We start from the raw sequence: 22,801 nt of genomic DNA on the forward strand, positions 1-22,801 counted from the left end.
AAAAGCCCTATATTTTTAACTTTTTTCCAGATAAGGCATAAAAAGGTACGGGAGAACAGATCGGTAGCCGGGTGTTTAGCCCATAGCAGGCGTCCGGCTTTTCGGTCGTGCCCCGATGGAAGCCAGGAAAATTTTAATCATCGCCATTGGCGTAATCGTAGTGGTAGCTTTTGTTGTAATAGCGACAAATGCCTTAAAAGGAGCAGATAACAGCCCGACAGTCGATGCCGTGCCAGCAATAACGGCCACCCCCGAGCCGACACCTGAAGTAACGCCCGAGCCTACAGATGAGGCAACTCCCACCCTGGGTCCGGCGACAAACAAAGACGGCCCCTTCAACATGCACGCATCTCTGAACCAGACAGACGAGGAATGCCTGATCACCCTCCGGCTGCTGAAAGACTCGCCGGCGGTAGAGGTGGATAAGCTCATGATCAACATGGAAGCAGGGGGCCGGGAATTCAGGAACGTCTGGGAGCCGAAGCCCATGGACTGGTGCAACGCGGATAACGACACCGTGATCGAAACCGACGAGATCATCGCCACCATCATCGATACAGCTGCGCTCGATGTCCCGCAGGGACTGCCCGTGACAATCACGCTGTTCAAGGAAGGATTGAGGCTACAGGAACTGATAGTGCTGCCATCGTGACCTCTGCAGGTTGACCTTTTGTGACACAAGGCTTAAAAAAGATGATCGACCATTGATCAATTATCTGAAGATCTGTTTTGCTTTAGACGGGATATGGTCGTGACTAGATGGAAAAGGTAAAGCCACGGAAGGAAAGGAAAGCGCTGCCCGCAGAGAAGAAAAAGCCACTGCTTGCCGATATTCGATCGCTGGCGGACAGGAAGCCCCGCAGAGCGGAAACGAGAAGCCCCCTGGAGGGCAGGAAGAAAAAAGCGCCGACCGATGTGAGAAAGATCATCATAGCAGCCCTCGGCATCATCTTACTGACACTTATCGTGGTAATCGCTGCTACCGCAGGGTTTAATGCCTTGAAAGGCAACGCGGCGGGCAGCCCAACCCCCGTGTCGACAGCCATCCCCGAGCCGACGCCCGAAGCTACGCCTGAGCCCACGGCTACCCCTGAGCCGACCCAGGTGACTACCCCGACCCCCGGGCCCGTGATGAGTAACGACGGCCCGTTTAACATGCACGCGACCCTTACCGCGTCGGACGGAAAGTGCCTGATCACCCTGCAGCTCCTGAAAAGCTCAGCTCCCGTCGACATCGGCAAAGTGACGATAGACATGGTATGCGAGGGCAACGTGTTCAGGAATGTCTGGACCCCGAAGCCCATGGACTGGTGCAACGCGGACAACGATACGCTGCTCGAGAAAGAGGAGATCATCGCCACCATCATCGATACGTCGGCTAAAAGCATACCGCAGGGGAAGCCCCTGACGATCACGGTGCTCAAGGAAGGAGAGAAACTGCAGGAGGTTACGGTGCTGCCGTCATAGACGGCAGTCCGTCATAGACGGATCACAGAATTATTTGGGATATTTTTCTCATCTCGTCCTCGAAGGTTTCGGGCTCTTTCAGGCCGTGGCCGGTGACAATAACCACGGTCCTGGCATCTTTTTCGATAATCTCAGCCTGGTACGCCTTGATCAGGCCCGCCATGCTCAGGGCGCCCGAAAGCTCTGCAAAAATACCCTCTTTTTTACCGAGTAAATCCCGGGCTTTCGCACCGTCGATATCGGAAACTGCGGCGGCCCAGCCCTCCGACTCCCTGACAGCTCGCAGTGCCCAGGTGCCGTCCAGCGGATCGCCACACGCGACCGCATCCATGAGCGTATGAGGTACGACCGGCGTAATGTCATCCCGCCCTTCCTCGAACGATCTGGCCACAGTATTACAACCCTCGGCCTGTACCCCGATGACCTTCGGCAGCCTGCTGATCAGCCCGGTGATCTTCAGCTCTTTCAGCCCCTTCCAGATGCCGTGGACCAGGGTACCGTTGCCGATCGGGCAGACGAGGTAGTCGGGCACGCCATCCAGCTGGTCTATGATCTCCAGGCCGACGGATTTTTCGCCCTCACCCCTGTAAGGGTAGTCACCGGCGAGATACCGTCCGCGCTCTTCGTACTCCCGCTTGGCGGTCAGCATGGCCACAGTATAGTCGCCGTCCACCCTGACGATCTCCGCCCCGTGCGCCATCATCTGGAGCAGCTTGATCTTCGCCGTATCCTTCGGCACGTAGATCGTGCACTTGATGCCCCCTCTTGCACAATATGCAGCGACACTGGCACCCATGTTGCCCGTCGAGGCGCAGACGATCTCGTTCTCGCACTCCCCGTGGTGACAGAGGTAGTGGTAGGCCTCAGAAATTTCGACAGTCGAGCCCCGGTCTTTGAAGGAGCCGGTCGGGTTCATGCTTTCCAGTTTGAAGAACAGCTCGCCCATATTCAGCTCTGAAGCTAAATTCCTCGACCGGATCAGGGGCGTTCCGCCCTCGCCCATGGAAATGATGCTCCCCGTATCAAGGTCTGGATAGAACTCCCGGTACCTCCAGTGGTCGAACGGCCTCGACCGCAGCATCTCCCACGATATCCGGCCCTTGATCTTTGAATAGTCGTAGACCAGCTCGATGCTGTCCCCGCACTCGCAGCGGTAGCGTATCTCCTCCCGGGGATAAGTTCGGCCGCACTTAGCGCACTGGAGATACTTGACCTGCATAGAAGGTAGATAGGGCTCCAGGGTTAGATATGTACCCGAATATTTTATACAATAAAGCGTACGCTGCGCTGTGCTTAAACACGGAGGACACGAAGGACACTGAGGTCACGAAGGTTTGGTAAGGACACAAAGGAGTCGTGTCATAGGGCGTATCCCTTCGTGCCCTTGCTTAACCTTCGTGTCCTCCGTGTCCATTGTGCCCTTCGTGTTGAGGCGCAGCGCAGCGTACACCTGAATAGAAAAATTTTGTCCACTCCGGCCGGCTTATCCTACGAAGTACCGCTCTCCGGCCTGCGGTACACCCTTTCCATGCTGTTGATCGCCTGGAGCATGTTGCGGGAGTCGCCCACGAGCGTCTCGGTCCGGCCTATGACGAGGTAGCCGCCGGGGGAGAGAGTGTTGTAGAATTCCATGAGCAGCTTGGCTTTCTGGTCGTCCGAGAAATAGATCATCACGTTGCGGCACAGGACCAGGTCGAAGTACGAACCGAACTTGCCGCCCTTGATGAGGTCGTAGCTCTTGAAGGTCACGTTCCGCTTGACGTCGTCGGTGACTTTGATCCTGCCATCGGGCGTCTTCATGGTGTATTTTGCCATCAAGGCCTTATCGACGTTCTTCAGGGAAATCGGATCATAGTAGCCTTCTCTGGCTTTGGCCATGCAGGCCTCGTCGATGTCGGTGGCGTACAGCCGGATGGAAAAGGAATTGTAGTCGTTGCCCAGCAGGTCGTTCAAGATCATGGACAGGGAATAAACCTCTTCTCCGCATGCGCATCCCGCACTCCAGATGCGGATGTTGCGCCTGCCCGTGCGCTTTTTCTCGGCGATGAGGTCAGGCATTACCTTACCGGTGATCACCTTGAAGACTTCCTTGTCCCGGAAGAACTCGGAGACATTGATCGTGAAGGCGTCCACGACTTTTTCGTATTCCCCGGCATCCTTTTCCAGAATGCCCATGTAGTCCCGGTAAGTTGCCGCCCCGAAAACCTTCATGCGACTGGATAGCCGCCGATAAATGTAGCTGTCCTTGTACTGGCCCAGATCAATACCGGTCCGGTCTTTGATCCTCCTGATCAACAGCCGCAGGTCGGGATCGGAGATCTCTTGCATGAAAAAGGATTGGTCGGGCAAGGTATATAAATCTATTTTTAACATTGGGTCGACGCATGCCGATTTTTTCAAAAATGAAATTACAGTATGGGTATCATCATCAGATTGCTCAGGACAGGTGAAATAACAAGACGAACGCTGCGCTGTGCTGGCGGGAAAAACCTAAAGCCCGGGAACCCGAGGACATAACTATGATAGACGGCGAGTTCCTGTCGGGCACTGCCCAGATGATCTCGGGCGCATGCAACATGGCCGGTATCTGCGATCGGCACAGGCTGTTGCTGACCAGCATAACGAGGAGGCTCGCTGTGGAATACCCGGTGAAAATGGACGATGGTACGACCGTCATGATCAAGGGTTACAGGTTCCAGCATTGCGATGCCCGGGGCCCGTATAAGGGCGGCATCCGCATAGCGGTGAATATCTCTGAGGCAGAAGTGGCCGCGCTGTCCATGTTGATGTCTCTTAAATCAGCGGTGCTGGGGCTGCCGTACGGTGGCGCCAAAGGGGGTATCGTGGCCGATAAGGAGAAGCTGTCCTGCGCCGAGCTGGAGCAGGTTTGCAGAGGGTACATCCGGGCCATCTTTCCTGTGATCGGCCCCGACACGGATATTCCTGCGCCGGACATGAACGTTTCACCTGAGGCGATGGGGTGGATGATGGACGAGTACGAGCGCATGACCGGCCGCCACGTGCCCCAGATTGTCACCGGCAAACCGCTGGTGCTCGGCGGCAGCAGAGGCAGGGTTTCTGCAGTGGCATGGGGCGGGGTCTTTCTCATGGAAGAGATCGAGCGCCGGGCGAAGAACCATTTCAGGAGCTACGCCATCCAGGGCTTCGGCAACGTAGGCGGCAACCTGGCGAAGATCCTGGCGGAGAGAAATAAGCCGATCGTCGCGGTCAGCGATTCCAAGGGCGGCACATATAACGAGAACGGACTGAATATTTCAGCCCTCGCCCGCCACAAGGAAAAGACAGGCACGGTCGTAGGGTTTAACGGTGGCAAGGACATCACGAACCAGGACCTGCTGGAGCTGGACGTTGACGTGCTGGTGCCAGCCGCCAGGGAAAACCAGATCAGCGAACGCAACGCGGATAAGATCAACGCCAAAATCCTCCTCTGCCTCGCCAACGGCCCCATTAACAGGCAGGGCAGTGAGCTACTCGGCATCCGGGACATCCTCGTGATACCCGACATCCTGGCCAACGGCGGCGGAGTTGTCGTCAGCTACCTCGAGTGGGCCCAGTGCAGGCAAGGCTTCGCCTGGCGAGGCTCGGAAGTTACCCAGCGCCTCAAAGACCTCATGAGGTTCGCCTACAAAAACGTCTCCGAGACTTCGAGAGAATATGGTAAAGATCTATACAACGCAGCCTACATCCTCGGTGTTAAGAACATCGTTGCAGCCATGAAGGCCAGATCAATCTGAGGTGCGGTCAATAGTAAAAATGGGCGCATTCTCATGGATCATCGTAGTAGTTGATGCAGATGTGCGCGCCGCAGACCTCTGGCTTGATCTCGTGGATGCCGCAGTAGTACTTGCCTTCCTTCTCGAATACGAAGGGACATGCTGAGGCAGGGCTGCCATCTTCGTTGACCCAGAGCCGGCCGCCGGAGACTTCGCCTTTTTCATCGTGGTCGATGCCTACCCGGCTCAGGATATCCTGCCTGCCGTCGAAGATCCACCGGGCTATGTCTAGAGGCGTGGCTTCCAGTTTCATGCCGTGTTTGAGGCAGCAGGAGCCGCACTGGGTACATCCGGGCATGACATACACTTACGACGCCGGTCCTAAAAACATATCGGTTTGGCTACCGGGCATTCTCGGGGAAAGGGCAGGGTGCCTCGACATCCGTCGATCAGATGATCACTCCTGGGACCTGGGAACCGCCCCCGGATCCGGGTATGAACTTTAGTAGGTGGCTGACGGAAAAGCTGATGGCATAGACCAGGGCTTTAGACTGCTTTTCGTTCAGGTTGAAGTTCCTGCGAACCTGATGCTGCTGGACGGATAGAGCACTCTGGTCGACGATGATTTTAAAGGTCTGCTCGATATCGGTCAGATCGGCGTACACCTGTTTCTGCTTATCCATGATCATGGCGTGGAGCCCCTCGTTCTGGCCTTTTCCCACCTTTCTGAGATCCTCCAGCTGATTCATGTTTTCCTGCACGATTTCTCGTACCAGGCTGATGTTTGAAAGGGCGAAAATGATATCGATGAGTTCTACGGGAGCCATCGCACTGCCGCCTCCGGCGCCTGCTCTTCCTGCCCCGCCAACCCCTCCGAACCCTCCGCCTCCGAATGGTACGTCAGCACCGCTCACAATGATCACCGAGAACAATGGGAGCATCAGAAATAAAATCCGACGGCCTATTAATGGCGGGAATAAATCAATTATTCGGCATATGTCGCTTTAAGGGAATCATAGTCATTCTTGTAATCCCGCGAGGGCGGAAGTTAAAAACATCCGGCCGAAATATAAAGTAGTTATGCCAGACGGCTTTTAGGCCAGCACAGCATTGATCCTGCGTATGAGCCACGATGAAAGATAGAGAATGGCACATACTACTGCGATAAACGTTGCCTCGGAGACCGCGCTGTTTAACGGCACATCCTGCACCCTGACAAAAACGTAAAACCACAGGATCAGTGATACCGAGGCCATCAGGGAATAATTATTGACTGGCATGCGTTTATCATAATAAATTAGGTTTTTTTGGTATTTAATCCTTTTATTATGGTTTTTTAATTACAAATAATTCCAGTCTGCAATCATTCAGTCGTGTTGTTAACTACGAGAATAAGCCGGTAAGAAAAGTAAAGGCAGATTGTGATCAGAGTGATAAACATGACTTCGATAATGCCTTCGATCAGCGACCCCTGGCCCGCCCGGAAAAGGACGTAAGCTGACAGCGCCAAAAACATGGTTGCAAGCAGAGACTTGAAGTCGACTCTAATGTTAGTCACCAGTAAATGTTATTGTCCGCCCACATATATAATGTTTATTCATGATAAATTTTATGAACGTTTCATAACCGAATCAGCCCAAAATTTCTAAAGATTGAAGCTTTCATAGAAAAGAAGACTACACACTCATTATGATAAGTATATATTTGATCATACCAGAATAAGCAGTAAGTATGTACAGGCCGAGGGACATTACTGACTCCGTTGCAACCGTAGCCATAATTCTCATCATTGTAGCCACCACTGCATATGTGCTGATCAGCAGCATGGGCTTCCAAATTATGGACATAGGGTCGGCGGTCGATGGTGTCGACGCGTCTACTCTTGACCCCCTTTTCCAGGCGCCCTTAGGCTTAGGTTTCGACATAAGCAGCATGGACCCGGCTTCGAAGCTCCTTTTCGGCGCTGTGTTTGGGCTAATGCTTTTTCTGGTTATCGTACTTTTATGGGTATACTGGTACAGGTACCGGGGAAGAAATAAATAAGTGTAATATACCCAGCTTAAAAATCTTTTATCGCCGCCATCTTAATACTGCTATGGATAGCAGCAAGCCTGCAAGGACCACGATGCCGGCAAGCCCTAATCGCATTAAGTCGAGGGTAGCCCTTTCCATTGCGGCCCCGGCTGGCTCAGCCACTGTCTTCTGGGGTCCCTGAGGCTCAACAACAGGATCAGATAGTGATGCCCCGGAAGAAGGTATATTCTGAACCGGCCGCACGTAGGTATATCCTGGAATGGTGATTTCCACGTAGTTGTCACCTTCCAGGGGGCAGAGCATTATGGAACCATTGTGGTGGTCTTTTAGCGCGTTGAGAACGTAGTACTTATCAGACATAGCAGTAAATTCAAAAGCTCCTGCCATGGCCGAGTCTCTTGAACCCGAGAGCACAGGATTATCAGGTGTCTCGTACCACCTGCCATCCGGCATCATCAGCCTGACTTCGGCACCCGGTACGCAAGTACCGTAGCTATCTAGTACCTTACCCCTGATGTGACATGTCTCACCTGTAGTATTTGAGATCGTTTGAGCCGCTGCCGAAGAGACCGATATTGACACGCACATAAAGCAGACGACTATAAACACGGCGATTTTGATAGCAGGGCGGGGAGACCCCGCATGATTAAACAACAGGAGCATGTTTAGCCTCATGAATGGTTGAGTGGCTATATTTTTTCATATAATTGATAATAAGTCTTGCGATACTTTGTCCGCGGGTATTATAAATGGTATCTGAATCCGCCGTAATAAGGGGATTACAGGGTCGACAGAAGGTCTTCGCGCAGGATGCGGTAGATCATTTAGATATTATTTATTGAACAGGCGCAGTTATTTATACTAATGAACATTATAGTAGTAATGCAGTTAATCTGCACGAGTAATCAAGATGAGAGACAGTGGATTTAGGGGACCCCGGAGAAGCTTCGGTGGCCCGAGAGAAATGCATAAGACGACTTGTTCTGACTGCGGAAAAGAAACTGAAGTACCTTTTAAGCCCACGGAGGGCCGCCCTGTATACTGCCAGGACTGCCTGCCCAAGCACAGGAAGCCCAGGTTCTAAAGCTCCAGCTTAGTCCAAGTTAGTTAAATATTAAATAAATACGAAGGGGTAACTCTTCGTATCCGTTTTTCTTCCCAGCATCACCCTTATCTGACCACTTGCCAGATATGTGTTATTGTTATTAGGATTATCGCTGAGCCTTCGCATCGCTGAAGGCTCGCCTGGAGCTCAGGCAGTCTTCAGGAAGCCTTTCCGGTTGAGCCAGTCCGCCTGGGGGCCGGTGTACCTCCAGATGATGTCACCCTTCTCGTCCTGAAAGTCCCAGGGGACTACGATGACTATGTCCCCTTCCCGGATCCAGGTGCGCTTCTTCATTTTTCCCCTGATCCGGCACATTCTTGTCACGCTATCCATACACCTGACCATCACCCGGCTGCCGCCGAGCAGGTCTACCACGGTGCCTAACAGTTCGCCTTCCCGGCGATCAGGAGTCCTTACACGGACGGTCTCCCCGTCCACCGTGGAACTGCCGGTTCTCTGGTTTTGCTGTCTGTTCAGTAGATCACCTCAACGATATTCTGATCACCGAGTGGCTTAAGGCAGACCTATACCAATAGCGCTGCCAGATCGATTTGATGTGGACAGTCAAAGCCGCACTTTATCATCTCGCCCATACCAGCGGCTTTTAAGAGTCCCGTACCAGTTATCATATTGAAATATGCTGTACTGCCTCAACAAATAAGTACGGCCTTATAGTTTTATAAAATATTCCGTATGATTAAGCTGTTTCCCGGGATAGTCAGACAGCGGTCAAAAACATGGGGTCGTACCGACCGTGGTTGCTCAATACACAGATGACCGGTACGTAGATACAACCCGATTAGCATAATCAGATCAGGAAACCGGCCTGTCAGAACAGGTACCACGCGTGCCAGTGGTTCATCACTTTCTCGACACCGCGTTCGCTGAGAGAACCTCTGCTATAGATCGCATATAGAGCTCTTGCAGCCAGTTTTCGAGCGTAGAAGAAGTCGCTACGATCGTGTAGTCGGACGATCAGCGGATCGAGGGCACGCTCATCCCCGATCTTCCCGAGCGCAATAATTGCATGCTCGCTGATCGTCAGATCCCGGCTTTCGTTGACCACGCGGATGAGCGCCGAGATCGACCGGTCTCCCCCGATCATCCCGATCGCGTCGAGGGCTGCTGCAGCCACCCGGGAGTCGTCGGTCTGCAAAGCCAGCAGAGGCCCTATCGCCCTGTGATCACGAGTCCGGCCGAGAGCTTCGGCGGCTGCCATGCGAACCCGGGGAGAGGCATCGGTCAGTAAGCCAATCAAAACATCAATGTCGGTGCACGTAGCAATGAACTCAGTTCTGGTATCAGAGGGTCCGCTCTGTAAATCATATATACGGCTGGCCATCGCGGTCAGCCGCCCAAAGATAGACGGATGGTTCACTAAGCCTCAGCCTCCCTGAAATATATTTACAGGTGGAAACACTGATCCTTTATCAAAACTTTGCTGTGGCTATAATAAATTTTATGTCACTCCCCGAAGGTGAAACGAGCGCAACTCCAGGTTAAAGGAACTGCACTTTTTCAGGCGCAGTCCCCGGGCTCAAGCTGGACTACGTAGCCATCCGGGTCTTCGAGATACACGAACCGGCCGGCAGACCTGCGCGGATTAGGGTGAATCTTAATGTTGTTTCGCCTGATGTAATCCATAGCCCGGTCAAAATTTTGATCATCTATCCTGAAGCCGAAGTGAGCGTGAGACTGCCCGCAGCCCCGGGGATTCACAGGGGCGTCCGCCTTAAACAGGAAGAAGCTGTCCCTTCCCCCGGGGGTTTTCAGCTGGACGTATGAGTCAGTCCTGTCGGCAACGTCGAGGTTGAACATATCGGTGTAAAACTTCGCGGATTTTTCAAGGTCAGCTACGTCGATGGCTATGTGACATAGTCCCCCGGTAACGACCCGGCCCCGTGTCTCGGTAGTTTGCATTCTGCTGCCCCGTAGGAGATGGGCGCACGGCGTGAAAAAGGTTAGCCGCGGGAACCGGGCATAGAGATCAGAGTATATTGCGACGTCAAGTTGCCTTGAGCCTTTTCAGATACAGCTCCAGCCGATCCATACCTTCTTTGATATTGTCGAGGCTGTTCGAATAAGAAAACCTCAGGTACCCCTCTGCACCATCTCCGAAGTCGATGCCCGGAGTCACGGCCACCCCGGCCTCTTCAAGGATGGAACGGCTGAGCTCCAGAGAGTTCGGGCTGAACCGCCTCGCATCGGCCAGGACGTAATAGGCACCCTCAGGCTCGCACTCAACTCCTAAACCCATCGCTTTAAGCCGCTTCAGCATGTACAGCCTGCGCCGGTCGTACTCGGAGACCATTTCCCGAATGTGATCCTGAGGGCCTCGCAATGCTGCTACCCCGGCATGCTGGACAAAACTGTTCGCGCAGATGAACAGATTTTGCTGGATTTTCTGTAGCGGCCTGATGCAATCCCGGGGTGCGATGAGGTACCCGAGCCTCCAGCCGGTCATCGCGAACAGCTTGGAAAAGCCGTTGAGCACGAAGGCATTATCTGTGTACTCCAGCACCGTGTGGTCCTCGCCTTCGTAGACCAGGCCCTGGTAGATCTCGTCCGAGATCACCGGTATGTCCCCGGCGGCTTCGCAGATGCCCCGGTAATCCCCGGGCCTCATGACCCTGCCTGTGGGATTGCATGGCGAATTGATCAGAATAGCCCGGGTGTCCCGGGACATTTGCGCTGCGACGGACTCGGGCTTCATAGTGAACCCGTCTTCCCCGGTGACGTAGGCGAACCGGGGCTTGCCTCCGGCGCATTTGACGAAGTTGGGATAGCAGGCGTAGTAGGGGTTTGACATGACGACTTCGTTGCCAGGCTCCAGAAGCCCGGTGAAGAGCAGCAGTAACGCCGGGCTCGTCCCGGAAGTAATGATCACCTGGTCAGCGCGCAGGTCCAGCCCGAACTTGCCATTGTAGTACTCCGCTACCGCTTCCCTTAAGGCCAGTAAGCCAAGGCTGTGAGTGTACTTCGTCTCTCCTCTCTTTAGTGCCTTTTCGGCCGCCTCGCAAATGTGTGAGGGTGTCGGAAAATCCGGCTCTCCGACCTCCAGGTGGACGATGTTTCGGCCCGATCGCTCCAGAGCCTGGGCACGCTCGAGGACGTCCATGACGATGAAAGGCGGAAGGCCCATGGCCTTTTCGGAAAGCTTTACCATAGTAATACCACTCGCCCGGCTTGCTGAACAGGTCCGGCCGGCAGACACGGGATGTATTGTGTTTTCCAGTACTGCATATTAAAAGTAACCACACGGTCGGATCGGCTGTATGCGATACCGGGCAAAACCGATGCAGCTCAGGGCAGATGTCCTTATCTGTACACGGCAAATTAAATTCCCGATTAAACCGACAGCCCAATAATATCTTTCGATACTTTTATTAATATAATTATTATAAATATATGGCAGCTAACGTCTTGCTGCAGCAGATATCCCCGGACAGCCGTTCGCGTACGGCATGCGATCGGAGCTGGCCGGGCATATCACACTAAATGCTGACATCTACCTTTGCCGTAGTGTTCGACAAGACCAACAGAGGCGAGTAATATGCAGAGATCGATGAGAAGTCTTTCAGTAATCATGTGTATACTGGCTGCGACAGCCACCATATTGTGCATGTCAGCCGCTCTTGCGGCCGCGCAGACAAACGAAACCGAGGCGACCATTGCCGGACAGGTGAACGTAAACGGCGTGGCGACAAACGGCGTGGCTGTAACATGCGGATCAGGCTCGGCGACGACGAGCAACTACAACGGTGTGGACGGAGTCTACGTCATATCTGGACTGCCCACAGGTACCAGCCTGCCCTTCTCCGCAACTTATCAGGGCAACTCATATACGGATACCATCGACCCGCTGACCAGCGGCCAGCAATACTATGAAATTCCCGCGATCAACATAGTAATACAGGCGAATACCCCGACCCCGACTGCCAGCGTTACGCCCACCCCGGCCGCAAATGCCACTGTAACGCCGACACCGGCGGCCAATGCCACTGTGACCCCGACGCCGGCAGCTAACGCGACTGTGACCCCGACCCCGACTGCAACCCCGACAGCAACGCCTGTGCCTACGGCCACGCCAGAACCGGCGACTCCAACCCCGGCACCAACCCCGGCGCCGACTTCGGCACCCGCACCGGCTGAAGCCCAGTCTCAGCCCCAGCCGGACACGCTACAGGCAGCTACACCAGCACCTACGCCGGTTCAGAGTACGCCCAGGGCTACGGATGTCGTCAGGCAGTCGATCGAAAAGAGCCCCACAGCAACGGCATCGCCAATCGGCATCGGGACTTCTACGCCCCTGCCAGTTCCTCCTGATTTAGCCGGCCCTAACCCGACAACGGCGAGATCGCCCGGATTTACAGGAATACTGGCGCTTGTTTGCCTGATTGGAGTCGCTTACCTGATCATGAAGAAGCGCTAAGAGCTTTTCCTGCGAGTTAAAAATCGAAGGCGCGACAGGATAACGATTAAAAATCTGAGGCCGGACGTCGTCACCGTCCGGCCTCGACAATCGCCCGAAAAGTGTTCACTGGTTACCGAATTATGGCAGGCACCGGTGTTGGCACCATAGTAGCTATGGGCGTTGGTTCGAGCGTTGGCTCGGGGGACACGATCGGCGTAGGCTCCAGAGTCGGTACCGGCGTAGGTACGATGGTAGGCTCCGGAGATACGATCGGCGTCGGAGTTACGGTCGGCACTATTGTAGGCTCAGGGGACACGATCGGCGTAGGCTCCAGAGTCGGTACCGGCGTAGGCGTCAGAGTCGGCTCAGGAGTAACAGTCGGCACCACGGTAGGCGAAGGTACCAGAGTCGGTGTCGGAGACACGATTGGCGTCGGAGACACAATCGGCGTCGGTATCACGGTTGGCGATGGTACCGGCGTAGGCGTCAGCACAGGCGGCCAGGTAGGCATCGGGAAAGGCCCCGGCACTGGCATCGGGATCGGCCTGGGGAACTGTATTGGGAAACCGGGGAACAGCCCGGGGAACCTGATCGGCGACAGAATCGGATATCCGGCTGGCAGGCCATAAGACGGCCCGCAAGGCGTACACGGATCGAGATACTGGCCGCCTGGATACGTTACAGGACAACCATAACTCCCGCATGACTGCGGGCATGCTGCGGGATAACTTGACTGGCTTAGCGAGACTTCTGCGGTTATAGCCAGAGTAGCGAGTACCACTACCGCGGCCATAAGTAGCGCGAGCCACATTTTAGTTTTCGAGATCATTCATCCACCCCGTGATTGATCAAGATAAGATCAAATTAAAAAGTTCGGGCCATTATAGCACGCGAGATGACTGGTTTCCGGTGATTAGAACAACGAGGTCGCTTCTCATCTTCCTGCCCCTAAAGACCGTTTTCAGGCGGGGTGCACAGCAGTAAAAAAAATAGAGGGGTTGCAGGCATTACTTAGGGATCATCACCGTGTCGATCACATGGATGATACCGTTACCTGCGGGCACATCGTTCTTGACGATATGGGCCCCGTCTACCGCAAAAGCACCGTTGCTCGACTGTACGCGGAGCGTCTTGCCGTCGAGCGTCGTTACATAGCCCATGTTTCTCAGGTCCTTAATGGTGTACCTGCCTGCAACGACGTGGTTTTTCAGAACCGCAGACATCTTTGACTGGTCGGCGTTCAGCGCGCTCATAGTCGGCGTATCTACGGCTTTAAAGGCCTCGTCGGTCGGGACGAAAATCGTATACGGCCCTACACCGCTCAGAGTATCCCTCATCCCGGCCGCGTCGACAGCTCCCGTGAAGGTCTTAAGATTGCCCTCGGCAGTAGCTACCTGGAGCACGTTGTTCTGTGTCCCCGCGGTTGTCACCTGCGCCTGCACGCCGATGCTGCTGAGCGTACAAAACAACAGCGTTGCCAGAACTGCGATATAAATCACTATTTTCAAATGATCCTCTCCTGCACTTGGCAGTTTTTAAAAAAGCTGATGTTATAGGTGTTGACCCAATTGATCAAAAACTGCCGTGCGCTACCGTTGTAAACGCGCGACGACTTCGGGGGTGTCCACCATGGTTCAGGGCACTTCCGGCAGAGGGTATTTGATCACTGCGCCTTCCGTCGAACCTCTTTAACAATTATCGAGGGGAAAGCCGCCCTGATCTGGTTTAAGGTATCTGCCTCGTGATCGGCGCTCACGACAAGCATGTCTGGCGTTTTATCTATCGTCTTCAGCGTTTCCAGCGCTTCCCCACAGGTGCCGACAACAAAAGCTACTTTATGCCCCCTGGAAGCAAGGGCGGTTTCGAACAATTTTGCCAGCTGAGGCTCATTGTCAATAATGGCGATATTTGGCATCGTGGTCAAGTATGTAGCAATAACCATAAAATTTTCGAGGTCCATCGACTAACAACTTATGAGCCTGGCAGATGCAGGGTAAGCTATTCCAGGTCCCAGGCTATTGCTGCGCTCATTCTACCATTGCTCTAAAAAATCCGGGAATCTCACGCTCAACATTATTACACCCGGGCAAACAAAACTAATTTGCGTATAAAAATACGCAGGGATTGAACATGAGAGAAGGCGGATTCCGGGGACCCCGGAGAGATTTCGGCGGCCCGAGAGAGATGCACAAAGCAACGTGCTCAGATTGCGGCAAAGAGACAGAAGTACCTTTTAAACCGACGGAGGGCAGACCGGTCTATTGTAACGAGTGCCTGCCTAAACACAGGAAACCAAGGTTTTAAAATACGGATACTGGCTTGAGACATGCAGGCTTACAGCCTGCACAAAAACTCATTTTCCTATTTTTGGGCTTACTTGACTGTTAGTGGGTCTATACATGAAAGCGGCCCGACGATGAAGCAATTTAGATTATGGATAGTTTAACTGGTATTACAATAAAAAAAAGAAATCGTTATATACTGAAAGTAACGTATGTTACATCCACTCATGTCAGAAATTGAATGGTTGCTCCTGCTATCCCAGATACCATCTTCGCCCTCCAGTGTCAGGGTCATGGTCTGGAGGCGGATGAAGGCGGCTGGCGCCGTCAGCCTGCACAACGGAGTGTGGGCGCTGCCCTGCTCGAACAAGAACCAGCAGTTCTTAAATGAGATAGCTGCCTACCTGAACGCCCACGAAGGAAACTCTTCGATTTTCGTTGCAAAAGCTTTTACCCCGGATGTGGAAGCGGGCTTGCTGAGCGCCTTCAACAAGAACATCGACATGGACTATACCGAGTTTATCGACAAGTGCAAAGACTTCCTCAAAGAGATCGAAACTGACATCGGGCAAGAAAAATTCACTTTTGCAGAGCTCGACGAAAACGAGGCCGAGCTCCAGAAGCTCGTAAGCTGGCTGCGAAAGATCAGAGCCCGGGACTATTTTGGGAACGAGAAAGTGCCCGAGGTAGCCGCGACTATGGACAGCTGCCGCAAAATTTTGCAGACGTTCGCCAGAGCGGTTTACGCCAACGAGGGAATCAACGTCCAGGAGAACGACATCGAGTACAGGGACGAGTAAGTAAAGGGGAATAAGCTCTGAACCACAGAAACTGGCTCAACTCACAGTTGCCATACCGGAATAATCCGATAACGGGGATAGACTAATGGATTTATTAATCTTCTTGCTAAGCTTCGTAGTAATACTCGCCGGCTGCGAGCTCTTCACCAACGGAGTCGAATGGACCGGCCGGCGGTTTAAACTGTCGGAAGGCGCTGTCGGCAGCGTTCTAGCCGCAGTCGGAACAGCCTTACCTGAAACCATCGTGCCGATCATCGCCATCCTGACCATCGGCGGCCACGCAGGCGAAGAGATCGGCGTAGGAGCCATTCTTGGGGCGCCCTTCATGCTGGCCACCCTGGCGCTCTTCGTGTGCGGCATTTCTGTCCTGATGTTCCAGAAACGCCGGCGCACCAAAACGCTGCACATAAACGGCAAGCTGATCAGAAGAGACCTCAAGTTCTTCATCCTCGCCTACGGCCTCGCCGCCATCGCAGCGATCGCCCCGCCCGAATTCGGGTGGTTCAAAGTCGCGTTAGGCTTCGCCCTGATACCGCTCTACATCGTCTACACAATCTACACACTAAAGACCGGCGAGACCGCCCTCGAAGGGGAGGAACTCAAGGACCTCTACGTGGACGGCATCATCAGGAAATGTACCGGAAGATCCGGCATGCCGGAAAGCTGCCCGGTCCCCGACGGCGGCCAGGTGATACAGGCTACACAACACGTCCGGGAGCCCTCGACTCTCTTGATCATACTGCAGGTACTCGCGTCCCTGGGCATCATCATTGTGGGCGCCAATCTCTTCGTCGGGCAGATCAAGGAAATCGCCACGATCCTGAGCATGAACCCGCTGATCCTGGCGCTGATCATCGCGCCCATCGCCACGGAGCTGCCCGAGAAGTTCAACAGCCTGCTGTGGATCAGAGACCGGAAAGACACCTTCGCCATCGGCAACATCACCGGAGCCATGGTCTTCCAGAGCTGCATACCCGTCACCATCGGCATCATCCTCACCGGCTGGCACCTCGACCTCGCCAGCCAGGTCGGCCTGCTGCAGGGAGCGGCAATCGCCATAGCCATACTCTCCGGCATCATCCTGTACTTCGAGTCCAGCCACAAAGAGATCAAGATGTCGGGGCTGATGATAGGCGGCCTATTGTATGCCGTATTCATAGGCCTGGTACTGTTCAGCATGCGATAACGGAGAGCGATTGACCGGGGAGTGAACAATAATGGTGAGATACGATTTCAAAACCATCATGGCGAGCATAAAGAAAGAGCTGGAAGTGCTGAAGTACGTAGCCAGTCACCCCCGGTTACCTTTACGATGCAAAATACTCGCAGGGCTATTAGTGGCTTACGCCCTTTCCCCGATAGATTTGATACCGGATTTCATACCTGTACTTGGACAGCTCGATGATATCCTCATTCTGCCTATCGGGATATGGATACTGTATAAGATGGTCCCGCCGGAGATTATCAAAGAGGCGAGGGCAAGGGTAGTCTAAATAAAAATTCGGGCCTCAAAAATTTGATGTAAGCACTGCGTATGTCGAAAATACAGCTGGGCACGCCAAGAAGCCAGGCACTCGGCTTATGAAAACAGGTTTTTCGAGTTAAGCCGGTGAAAAACTCCTGGAGGTCGGGGAGTTCCCGGGAGGTTGGGGAGGATTTTCAAGCTGGGAGGTCGGAGAGGGTCAGAGGTCAGAGAGGAGGTCGGGGAGTGTGGAAAGGTCAGGGAGGTTTTTTAAGTTAATTCTCTCTGACCTCCGGGTACCTCACATAACCTCCTCTCAGACCTCCTGACCTCCCTGACCTCCCAGCTTGAAAAGTCTCTCTGAACTCATCGTACCTCTCCAACCCCCTCTCCGACCTCTCAACACCTCCCGGACCAACAATTTTTCATGGAACGCCAAGGAGTCAGGCACGCCAGGATATTTTTTAGCCATCTCTTCTGCTTCCGATCAAAAAGTCCATGGTGTGCCTGGCGGGCTATAAGCACAATGCATAGAAACAGCTATATCGCATCCTTTGACAGGATGAAAATTCTATCAGGAGCAGCATAAGCGCTTCTTGTGTAAACGATTTATTATCAAAACTTCGGATGTGAGCCTTTAAAGGATTCTTCATTAATTATGAGTGAATGATGAGAGAAAACAAAGGTAAACTTGATTTTATGAACTGTTCGTTTCCTCATCAGATCATCTAAGAAATTACCTTTGTGATCATATTGTTACCCGATGCCGTAGATACGACCACGGTATATGTGCTACCCTTATCGAGTGCATCATAAATACTGGAATTAGCGCATTCGTATGTCGTGGGCCCATCTACAATGTAATACCTCTGCGTTCCCCCGAAGGTGTTAGTTGTGTGCTTATCCTGGACATAGACGGAATGCTGCTGTTCGAGACAGCCGGAAGTTAAGAGAACTGTCAGTATTAGTACAATAATCATCGATCTGCATTTTATCATACTCGCCTTCACATCCAATAACTAATACCGCGGGAGAATCCTATACTTACGCTATATTTTTCTAACCCTTAGACGCTCCAGAGCGATCAGAATTTTGTTGAATTATTAATTACAAGTATTTTTTGTCTCCATGCATTGTTCCATGCGTCTTTATCGTTAGGGTCTGCCGCTACATAGACCCTTATTGTGTTATCACTGAATTTTTGGTAATTTGGAACACCTATACCTGTTGTATTCTTGTCACAATTGGTATTGTTTAACCGGATGATAGTTCCAGGACTCAACTCTACAGGAGTAGCCCACGTCATACCCCAGTACCCAGCCATTTTTTGAAAGATGGTTAGCGTGAAATTGGTACCAGGTTCGATGGCCGGATCATTCGAATCGAGTATACGGACGGTATAGCAGGGTTCAATACCATCTACCCTCGAGTCGTTCAAACTTATTATCTGACCGACAATAGTAGAAAATCCAGTTACCTCAGTCGGTTTTACATTGACCGAATCGCTAATGATAGATACTTTTCGTTTCCAGGCGTCTTCCCATTCTGTTTCATTACTAATATCGGCACCAACGGAAAGAGTTATCATGCCATTTTCAAAGCTGTAATAATCCATATCACTGGTACGCATTGGCAGGGTTAGAGTATCATTAACGATAACGCTGTAAAGGTCAGTATTATTAATACAGATGATCGTTCCCGGAACTAACTCTGCAGGCGTAGCCCATTCAGCTTGCGTTAGCGCAGAGTGAACGATTGGATGAATGAGTATTCGGAATCTACATTCTGTGCCATTTTTTAGGAGTGGATCATTTGAATTTAGTACGTGTACATTATAGTATGGCGAAGTATTACAAATTACGGCTCCGTTAGCTGAATTTGAATTATTGAAACTTGTTATTTTAAGTACAAGCCTGGTATCCGGGTCCTTTTCGAGGTTATTTGCGGGCATCCCCCAGGTGGCAATGAAGTAAAGAACTGCCAAGAGTACTATTAGTAATAGCGCTATTGCTATCACAAAAATATCCTTTATCAATTTTGCCACGGCTTGAATATTATATGGTTGCTTAGATATAGTTTTACTTTATAGGGTGGTATCCAGCGCTATATGCAACAATACTAACTAAGTCCTACCTCCCTGACCTCTGTACCTCCCTGACCTCCTTCTTTATAGTCCTCCCCGACCTCCCCGACCTCCCTGACCCGCCTCCTTTCCTCCAGTACCTCTCTTTACCCGGAATGCGCCAGAATCGCTTAAATCAGCAAAGTATAGAGTAAAAGGAGGTACCGGAGGAAAGGAGGTGGTAAAGGAGGTACACAGAGGTAAGGGAGTATATAAAAATCGGAGGTCAGGGAGGTACAGAGGTCAGGGAGGACGAACAATGCCGAACAGATAAAAAGTCACCCAAGCTCAAAACTGGTAACCCCATACACCCTGCATACCTGCGATAAGTCTGCCCCTTTCGTATACATGCGTGCGGTCTCAAAAACCGGGTGCATGTCGAGCCGCTTTGCCAGCGCAACGCCCGCAGGGTTTACTTCGGGCACATCCAGGAATATCGCCTGCCCCACAACAGTATTCGATAGTGCATGACACAGGTTTTCTGCCGCAGAGTCATGATCAGCAAACACCGGCCCGATCTTGTGGCCGTTCAGGCACTGCCTGATCACCCCATAACCAGCTAACCTCCCGTTTTCCACATACCCGAGCGCGGCACAGCCAGACTGGCTGATCCACCGCCGTAAAAATTCCGGCCGCATGGCGGGAAAGATCGTGGCATCGTACCTGACTACGTCTTCAAAGGGCAGCGATTCCAGCGCTACTATGTGGTCATACTTTCCACTGCCAGCCAGCCCTTCGTAGCGTATGTTCCGGTAAGCGAGCCTGAAGCCGGACTTTTTGTAGTTCTCCTGCTGAGCCAGGACTCCGTCCAGCCCTATGTTCCGGTCGCCGAGATATTCAAGCGCAGCTTTCCACAGTCGGATTCCGTAGCCCTTTCCACGGTACTCCGGCCTCACCACGTACAGGCCAATGAACCCGAACTTATCATCATAAGCCACAGCAGAGATGCAGCCGACAGGTTCGCCGTCTAGCTCGCCGATGAAAAAGCCATTGGGGTCCGTGTTGTAAAAGCAATCGGCATCGTTTAAGCCTGGGTTCCAGCCTTCGGCGGCCGCCATACTGATGGCAAAATCTGCATCGAGCCGGGTCATTCGCCTGATACTGAGCATATTGGGAAGTGGGGCGATAGTTTATATAAAGCTTGAGTAACGATGATTGGACGTATTTTCAATTATTTAGAAAAAGGTGACATAAAGAGTAGGGGATATATATCCCCCAAACGCCAGCGGGCGAGGTGGGATTCGAACCCACGGTATCCGGCTTAGGAGGCCGGCGCTATGTCCTGGCTAGGCGACCCGCCCAAATCTGCGTATCCTACATGTTCATTCTGATATATAAAATCTGCGAGCCAGACCATGCAAGATAGCGTTTATCCCCGGGCATCACGACCGGACAATATTATTTTCGACAATTTATAAATATCCGTCATCGCAAACTCATCTTGGTGACTTGAGATGGACAGAAGAACTACTGATCCTTTGACAATAATAGCCATGATACTGACGATTGTCGGCGGTATCAACTGGTTACTGGTAGCGTTCGGGTTTAACCTGGTGGAAGCCCTCTTCGGGCCCGTGGCGACGAGCGTCCTCACAAAGCTGGTCTACATTCTGGTAGGCATCGCGGCGATTTACCTGCTGTACCCTCTGTACCAGATGCTCACAACGCCCCGCGAGAGGCCAGTCGTGCGCCCGTGATCCGCTGCTAACCGCGGATCCACTTTTCTTATATTTAGAGTATTTACACAATCGTGAACGTGGACTAACGCTGCGCTGTGCCTGTTACAGATTACTCGGATACTCGTAAGACGTTGTCTCGGAGCTCGTGAACGCAAGACGAACGCTGCGCTGTGCCAGGATCACAGATTACGACAGATGCCACAGATTGCACAGATATATATTTGTAATTAAAACGATTGGCGATCTACCTCTCTGCTAGTTTACCGATTATCAATCTGTGTAATCTGCGCAATCTGTCGTAATCTGTGATCTGGCACAGCGCAGCGTTCGTGTTGCTGTCTCAAGTTATCTAAAAAAGATGATAAAAGTAATGTCCCCTAACGAGACAATTGTCTTACATTCAGATCATCTTGCTCTTGACGGACTCGCGTATCTGCTCGTCATTCATGAAGAAGACCGGCCCGTCGAACGCTGGCCTGCCGTTGATGGCGGCTTCGCAGACGGTGGGAGTTCCCGTAGCCCAGTAGTCGACGATCTTGACGCTCAGGCCTTCGATGCCTTCGACTGCCTTCTGGATCTTTGCCGCGATCATGAAGGGCATGTGGCACTGGCGGTAGATGCCGATGACCAGCACGTTCTTGCCGGCGTTGCAGAAGTTGATCTCTTCCGTCTTCGGGGTGATCTCGTCGCCCCTGACCGGATACCGGAGCAGGTACCGCTTCGTGGCGTGGCCGGTGATCTCGACTGCATCCCGGAAACCGTAGCCCTGGTAGAAGTCGTACTGCATGATGGGCGCTCCCTTCAGGGTCAGCACGTCCACGAACTTGCACTTCTTGTTCCCCAGCGGCTTATCGAACCACTTCCGGGCGAACATGTCGTCCAGAATCGCTTTGCGGACCGCGATGCCGGCGTCCTGCTTGTACCATCCGCAGTCGATGACCATCGTCCGGGGCATGTCGGCCGCAAACAGCCCCAGCGGGTGAGCGGCGGCCGGAATACACTCCACAAAGCCCGCGGGCTTGCCACTCTCGTCGTAGGCCAGCACCCCGATAGTGCCGTATTTCCCGATCATCTCCAGCAGCCACTGCCTCCTCGCCTCCCGGCCCTCCTTAAAGTGCGGGTTCTTATCCAGGCCCGGCATGTTGCCGCAAACGCTCATCAGGTCATCCACATTTTTCTCGGTGATGTCTTCGAACTTGAAATTCATAATATCCTAATCCCTGGCCACGGTTTGACAGGTGGTGGCCAATCCTCAAATAAGCTTCTGAGGATTAAAGCCTTGTCAGATAGCGGTCCGAAAGTAATATACAATGATGTGAAAAAAAGCTAAGCTGACTGCAACCAATATTTGAACCACGGCGGCACGGCTCTTTATCCTGGCAACTGAAGATCAAATTTTAAAACCACGGCGGCACGGCGACACCAAGACAAGGCGATCCACGACAAGCCAGTGGTAATTGAAACCACGGCGGCACGGCGACACCAAGACAGTGGTGAACCGGCATAAGTGAACTCTTTTGTAGGTCCACGGCGGCACGGAGACAGAGCATTAACCATATGTTTACTATCCAAGGGTTTCAGCCTGACTTTCCATCAATAGCCTGAAGGAAGGAAAACTTATCTGTCTCCATGCCGTCAGCCCGCCGTGCCGCCGTGGATCAATAAAAAAAGTAGCCTTGATATTCGGGTCGGGTTGTCTCCG

General features: G+C 52.7%; 28 protein-coding genes and 1 tRNA gene. 12 read left to right on the plus strand and 17 right to left on the minus strand.

Annotation, left to right across the window (positions count from 1 at the left end; genetic code table 11):
• Nucleotides 1-115: 115 nt before the first annotated feature.
• Both ACPLPM_RS14960 and ACPLPM_RS14965 read left to right on the plus strand, forming a co-directional pair.
• The gene (locus ACPLPM_RS14960) at nt 116-652 is read left to right on the plus strand and encodes a hypothetical protein (RefSeq protein WP_424357572.1); all 537 of its coding nucleotides are present in this window, start codon (nt 116-118) and stop codon (nt 650-652) included.
• Between the two features lie 107 nt (nt 653-759).
• A complete protein-coding gene (locus ACPLPM_RS14965; protein WP_424357573.1) occupies nt 760-1,467 on the plus strand; it encodes a hypothetical protein in 708 nt (235 codons plus the stop codon).
• Nucleotides 1,468-1,489: 22 nt separating this feature from the next.
• On the opposite strand, the gene thrC is transcribed toward ACPLPM_RS14965, so the two are convergent.
• Both thrC and ACPLPM_RS14975 read right to left on the minus strand, forming a co-directional pair.
• Nucleotides 1,490-2,686, minus strand: a complete 1,197-nt coding sequence (thrC, locus tag ACPLPM_RS14970; protein ID WP_424357574.1) for a threonine synthase — start codon at nt 2,684-2,686, stop codon at nt 1,490-1,492.
• A gap of 269 nt (nt 2,687-2,955) precedes the next feature.
• A complete protein-coding gene (locus ACPLPM_RS14975; protein WP_424357575.1) occupies nt 2,956-3,795 on the minus strand; it encodes a CheR family methyltransferase in 840 nt (279 codons plus the stop codon).
• Between the two features lie 191 nt (nt 3,796-3,986).
• On the opposite strand from ACPLPM_RS14975, the gene ACPLPM_RS14980 reads away from it, so the two are divergent.
• The gene (locus ACPLPM_RS14980; RefSeq protein ID WP_424357576.1) at nt 3,987-5,222 is read left to right on the plus strand and encodes a Glu/Leu/Phe/Val family dehydrogenase; all 1,236 of its coding nucleotides are present in this window, start codon (nt 3,987-3,989) and stop codon (nt 5,220-5,222) included.
• Between the two features lie 31 nt (nt 5,223-5,253).
• Here ACPLPM_RS14980 and ACPLPM_RS14985 read toward each other — a convergent pair whose 3' ends face one another.
• From ACPLPM_RS14985 to ACPLPM_RS15000, 4 genes are all read right to left on the minus strand, one after another.
• Complete coding sequence (locus ACPLPM_RS14985; RefSeq protein ID WP_424357577.1) at nt 5,254-5,559, minus strand: YkgJ family cysteine cluster protein; 306 nt, start codon at nt 5,557-5,559, stop codon at nt 5,254-5,256.
• 91 nt (nt 5,560-5,650) lie between these two features.
• The gene (locus ACPLPM_RS14990; protein ID WP_424357578.1) at nt 5,651-6,115 is read right to left on the minus strand and encodes a hypothetical protein; all 465 of its coding nucleotides are present in this window, start codon (nt 6,113-6,115) and stop codon (nt 5,651-5,653) included.
• A gap of 180 nt (nt 6,116-6,295) precedes the next feature.
• Nucleotides 6,296-6,481, minus strand: coding sequence for a hypothetical protein (locus ACPLPM_RS14995; RefSeq protein ID WP_424357579.1), 186 nt, complete (start codon nt 6,479-6,481; stop codon nt 6,296-6,298).
• Nucleotides 6,482-6,564: 83 nt separating this feature from the next.
• On the minus strand, nt 6,565-6,759 hold the full coding sequence (locus ACPLPM_RS15000) for a hypothetical protein (protein WP_424357580.1): 195 nt from the start codon (nt 6,757-6,759) through the stop codon (nt 6,565-6,567).
• A 173-nt stretch (nt 6,760-6,932) separates the two neighbouring features.
• Between ACPLPM_RS15000 and ACPLPM_RS15005 the strand changes: the two genes are divergently transcribed.
• Nucleotides 6,933-7,244 (plus strand): hypothetical protein, encoded by a 312-nt coding sequence (locus ACPLPM_RS15005; protein ID WP_424357581.1) that lies wholly within the window; start codon nt 6,933-6,935, stop codon nt 7,242-7,244.
• Nucleotides 7,245-7,271: 27 nt separating this feature from the next.
• On the opposite strand, the gene ACPLPM_RS15010 is transcribed toward ACPLPM_RS15005, so the two are convergent.
• Nucleotides 7,272-7,910 (minus strand): hypothetical protein, encoded by a 639-nt coding sequence (locus ACPLPM_RS15010; RefSeq protein ID WP_424357582.1) that lies wholly within the window; start codon nt 7,908-7,910, stop codon nt 7,272-7,274.
• A gap of 235 nt (nt 7,911-8,145) precedes the next feature.
• On the opposite strand from ACPLPM_RS15010, the gene ACPLPM_RS15015 reads away from it, so the two are divergent.
• Nucleotides 8,146-8,319 (plus strand): CxxC-x17-CxxC domain-containing protein, encoded by a 174-nt coding sequence (locus ACPLPM_RS15015; protein WP_424357583.1) that lies wholly within the window; start codon nt 8,146-8,148, stop codon nt 8,317-8,319.
• Nucleotides 8,320-8,487: 168 nt separating this feature from the next.
• Here ACPLPM_RS15015 and eif1A read toward each other — a convergent pair whose 3' ends face one another.
• The 4 genes from eif1A to ACPLPM_RS15035 form a co-directional block, all read right to left on the minus strand.
• Nucleotides 8,488-8,817 carry a translation initiation factor eIF-1A gene (gene eif1A / locus ACPLPM_RS15020; RefSeq protein ID WP_424359995.1) on the minus strand — a complete coding sequence of 110 codons (330 nt, stop codon included), beginning with the start codon at nt 8,815-8,817 and terminating at the stop codon, nt 8,488-8,490.
• Nucleotides 8,818-9,169: 352 nt separating this feature from the next.
• Complete coding sequence (locus ACPLPM_RS15025) at nt 9,170-9,598, minus strand: HEAT repeat domain-containing protein (RefSeq protein WP_424357584.1); 429 nt, start codon at nt 9,596-9,598, stop codon at nt 9,170-9,172.
• Between the two features lie 260 nt (nt 9,599-9,858).
• Nucleotides 9,859-10,260 (minus strand): VOC family protein, encoded by a 402-nt coding sequence (locus tag ACPLPM_RS15030; protein ID WP_424357585.1) that lies wholly within the window; start codon nt 10,258-10,260, stop codon nt 9,859-9,861.
• An 85-nt stretch (nt 10,261-10,345) separates the two neighbouring features.
• Nucleotides 10,346-11,506: a pyridoxal phosphate-dependent aminotransferase gene (locus ACPLPM_RS15035; RefSeq protein WP_424357586.1), complete on the minus strand. Its 1,161-nt coding sequence runs from the start codon at nt 11,504-11,506 to the stop codon at nt 10,346-10,348.
• Between the two features lie 456 nt (nt 11,507-11,962).
• Between ACPLPM_RS15035 and ACPLPM_RS15040 the strand changes: the two genes are divergently transcribed.
• Nucleotides 11,963-12,772 (plus strand): hypothetical protein, encoded by an 810-nt coding sequence (locus ACPLPM_RS15040; RefSeq protein WP_424357587.1) that lies wholly within the window; start codon nt 11,963-11,965, stop codon nt 12,770-12,772.
• Between the two features lie 122 nt (nt 12,773-12,894).
• A complete protein-coding gene (locus ACPLPM_RS15045) occupies nt 12,895-13,383 on the plus strand; it encodes a hypothetical protein (protein ID WP_424357588.1) in 489 nt (162 codons plus the stop codon).
• Nucleotides 13,384-13,761: 378 nt separating this feature from the next.
• Here the strand turns inward: ACPLPM_RS15045 and ACPLPM_RS15050 are convergent, their stop codons facing one another.
• On the minus strand, nt 13,762-14,253 hold the full coding sequence (locus ACPLPM_RS15050) for a fasciclin domain-containing protein (protein ID WP_424359996.1): 492 nt from the start codon (nt 14,251-14,253) through the stop codon (nt 13,762-13,764).
• A gap of 164 nt (nt 14,254-14,417) precedes the next feature.
• Complete coding sequence (locus ACPLPM_RS15055; RefSeq protein ID WP_424357589.1) at nt 14,418-14,714, minus strand: hypothetical protein; 297 nt, start codon at nt 14,712-14,714, stop codon at nt 14,418-14,420.
• Nucleotides 14,715-14,884: 170 nt separating this feature from the next.
• Between ACPLPM_RS15055 and ACPLPM_RS15060 the strand changes: the two genes are divergently transcribed.
• The 4 genes from ACPLPM_RS15060 (at nt 14,885) to ACPLPM_RS15075 (ending at nt 17,329) form a co-directional block, all read left to right on the plus strand.
• Nucleotides 14,885-15,058, plus strand: coding sequence for a CxxC-x17-CxxC domain-containing protein (locus tag ACPLPM_RS15060; protein WP_424357590.1), 174 nt, complete (start codon nt 14,885-14,887; stop codon nt 15,056-15,058).
• Between the two features lie 205 nt (nt 15,059-15,263).
• Entirely contained in the window at nt 15,264-15,836 is a 573-nt protein-coding gene (locus ACPLPM_RS15065; RefSeq protein WP_424357591.1) for a Chromate resistance protein ChrB, read from the plus strand.
• Nucleotides 15,837-15,921: 85 nt separating this feature from the next.
• Entirely contained in the window at nt 15,922-17,022 is a 1,101-nt protein-coding gene (locus ACPLPM_RS15070; RefSeq protein WP_424357592.1) for a sodium:calcium antiporter, read from the plus strand.
• Nucleotides 17,023-17,053: 31 nt separating this feature from the next.
• A complete protein-coding gene (locus ACPLPM_RS15075) occupies nt 17,054-17,329 on the plus strand; it encodes a YkvA family protein (protein WP_424357593.1) in 276 nt (91 codons plus the stop codon).
• A 1,053-nt stretch (nt 17,330-18,382) separates the two neighbouring features.
• Here ACPLPM_RS15075 and ACPLPM_RS15080 read toward each other — a convergent pair.
• The 3 genes from ACPLPM_RS15080 to ACPLPM_RS15090 all read right to left on the minus strand — a co-directional run bounded on the left by ACPLPM_RS15080 (nt 18,383) and on the right by ACPLPM_RS15090 (nt 20,721).
• Entirely contained in the window at nt 18,383-19,342 is a 960-nt protein-coding gene (locus ACPLPM_RS15080; RefSeq protein ID WP_424357594.1) for a hypothetical protein, read from the minus strand.
• A gap of 356 nt (nt 19,343-19,698) precedes the next feature.
• On the minus strand, nt 19,699-20,529 hold the full coding sequence (locus ACPLPM_RS15085; RefSeq protein ID WP_424357595.1) for a GNAT family N-acetyltransferase: 831 nt from the start codon (nt 20,527-20,529) through the stop codon (nt 19,699-19,701).
• 117 nt (nt 20,530-20,646) lie between these two features.
• Nucleotides 20,647-20,721: transfer RNA gene (locus ACPLPM_RS15090), tRNA-Arg, on the minus strand.
• 153 nt (nt 20,722-20,874) lie between these two features.
• On the opposite strand from ACPLPM_RS15090, the gene ACPLPM_RS15095 reads away from it, so the two are divergent.
• Nucleotides 20,875-21,117 (plus strand): DUF378 domain-containing protein, encoded by a 243-nt coding sequence (locus ACPLPM_RS15095; RefSeq protein WP_424357596.1) that lies wholly within the window; start codon nt 20,875-20,877, stop codon nt 21,115-21,117.
• A 382-nt stretch (nt 21,118-21,499) separates the two neighbouring features.
• Here the strand turns inward: ACPLPM_RS15095 and ACPLPM_RS15100 are convergent, their stop codons facing one another.
• Nucleotides 21,500-22,306: a hypothetical protein gene (locus ACPLPM_RS15100; protein ID WP_424357597.1), complete on the minus strand. Its 807-nt coding sequence runs from the start codon at nt 22,304-22,306 to the stop codon at nt 21,500-21,502.
• Nucleotides 22,307-22,801: the final 495 nt, after the last annotated feature.

The organism is Methanocella sp. MCL-LM, from assembly GCF_049676595.1.
Lineage (GTDB): Archaea > Halobacteriota > Methanocellia > Methanocellales > Methanocellaceae > Methanocella_A.

Excerpts from the sequence above, each read along its gene's own strand:
- ACPLPM_RS15055 (WP_424357589.1), bottom strand. The coding sequence starts at position 14,714 with ATGGACCTCGAAAATTTTATGGTTATTGCTACATACTTGACCACGATG.
- ACPLPM_RS15085 (WP_424357595.1), bottom strand. The coding sequence starts at position 20,529 with ATGCTCAGTATCAGGCGAATGACCCGGCTCGATGCAGATTTTGCCATC.
- ACPLPM_RS15005 (WP_424357581.1), top strand. The coding sequence starts at position 6,933 with ATGTACAGGCCGAGGGACATTACTGACTCCGTTGCAACCGTAGCCATA.
- ACPLPM_RS14980 (WP_424357576.1), top strand. The coding sequence starts at position 3,987 with ATGATAGACGGCGAGTTCCTGTCGGGCACTGCCCAGATGATCTCGGGC.
- ACPLPM_RS15010 (WP_424357582.1), bottom strand. The coding sequence starts at position 7,910 with ATGAGGCTAAACATGCTCCTGTTGTTTAATCATGCGGGGTCTCCCCGC.
- ACPLPM_RS15015 (WP_424357583.1), top strand. The coding sequence starts at position 8,146 with ATGAGAGACAGTGGATTTAGGGGACCCCGGAGAAGCTTCGGTGGCCCG.
- ACPLPM_RS14985 (WP_424357577.1), bottom strand. The coding sequence starts at position 5,559 with ATGCCCGGATGTACCCAGTGCGGCTCCTGCTGCCTCAAACACGGCATG.
- ACPLPM_RS15045 (WP_424357588.1), top strand. The coding sequence starts at position 12,895 with ATGGCAGGCACCGGTGTTGGCACCATAGTAGCTATGGGCGTTGGTTCG.
- ACPLPM_RS14960 (WP_424357572.1), top strand. The coding sequence starts at position 116 with ATGGAAGCCAGGAAAATTTTAATCATCGCCATTGGCGTAATCGTAGTG.
- ACPLPM_RS15060 (WP_424357590.1), top strand. The coding sequence starts at position 14,885 with ATGAGAGAAGGCGGATTCCGGGGACCCCGGAGAGATTTCGGCGGCCCG.
- ACPLPM_RS15030 (WP_424357585.1), bottom strand. The coding sequence starts at position 10,260 with ATGCAAACTACCGAGACACGGGGCCGGGTCGTTACCGGGGGACTATGT.
- ACPLPM_RS14965 (WP_424357573.1), top strand. The coding sequence starts at position 760 with ATGGAAAAGGTAAAGCCACGGAAGGAAAGGAAAGCGCTGCCCGCAGAG.
- ACPLPM_RS15095 (WP_424357596.1), top strand. The coding sequence starts at position 20,875 with ATGGACAGAAGAACTACTGATCCTTTGACAATAATAGCCATGATACTG.
- ACPLPM_RS14975 (WP_424357575.1), bottom strand. The coding sequence starts at position 3,795 with ATGCAAGAGATCTCCGATCCCGACCTGCGGCTGTTGATCAGGAGGATC.
- ACPLPM_RS15075 (WP_424357593.1), top strand. The coding sequence starts at position 17,054 with ATGGTGAGATACGATTTCAAAACCATCATGGCGAGCATAAAGAAAGAG.
- ACPLPM_RS15070 (WP_424357592.1), top strand. The coding sequence starts at position 15,922 with ATGGATTTATTAATCTTCTTGCTAAGCTTCGTAGTAATACTCGCCGGC.
- ACPLPM_RS15035 (WP_424357586.1), bottom strand. The coding sequence starts at position 11,506 with ATGGTAAAGCTTTCCGAAAAGGCCATGGGCCTTCCGCCTTTCATCGTC.
- thrC (WP_424357574.1), bottom strand. The coding sequence starts at position 2,686 with ATGCAGGTCAAGTATCTCCAGTGCGCTAAGTGCGGCCGAACTTATCCC.
- ACPLPM_RS15065 (WP_424357591.1), top strand. The coding sequence starts at position 15,264 with ATGTCAGAAATTGAATGGTTGCTCCTGCTATCCCAGATACCATCTTCG.
- ACPLPM_RS15100 (WP_424357597.1), bottom strand. The coding sequence starts at position 22,306 with ATGAATTTCAAGTTCGAAGACATCACCGAGAAAAATGTGGATGACCTG.
- ACPLPM_RS14995 (WP_424357579.1), bottom strand. The coding sequence starts at position 6,481 with ATGCCAGTCAATAATTATTCCCTGATGGCCTCGGTATCACTGATCCTG.
- ACPLPM_RS15040 (WP_424357587.1), top strand. The coding sequence starts at position 11,963 with ATGTCAGCCGCTCTTGCGGCCGCGCAGACAAACGAAACCGAGGCGACC.